Origin of the sequence: Onishia niordana (genome assembly GCF_004798965.1) — a bacterium.
GTDB classification, from domain to species: Bacteria; Pseudomonadota; Gammaproteobacteria; order Pseudomonadales; family Halomonadaceae; genus Onishia; species Onishia niordana.
Genome location: NZ_SDSD01000141.1, coordinates 1 through 249, shown reverse-complemented (window position 1 = coordinate 249; position 249 = coordinate 1). Strand labels below are relative to the sequence as shown.

The window sequence follows — 249 nt, the reverse complement described above, 5'->3', positions numbered from 1 at the left end:
ATGTAGCTGAAGCAATTTCTCATATATCAAAATATGGCTCAGGACACTCAGAAGCAATTTTAAGTGAGAACTATACTGTAGTAAATAAATTCTTAGATCAAGTAGATGCAGCTTGTGTATATGCAAATGCAAGTACTAGATTTACAGATGGGGGAGCCTTTGGATTAGGAGCAGAAGTTGGAATTTCAACTAATAAGCTACACTCACGAGGACCTATGGGAATTAATGACCTTACTACATTCAAATTCA

General features: G+C 35.7%; 1 pseudogene. It reads left to right on the top strand.

Annotated elements, in window-relative coordinates:
• Nucleotides 1-249: pseudogene (locus tag ETC27_RS18505) on the top strand (gamma-glutamyl-phosphate reductase); the annotation flags it as partial.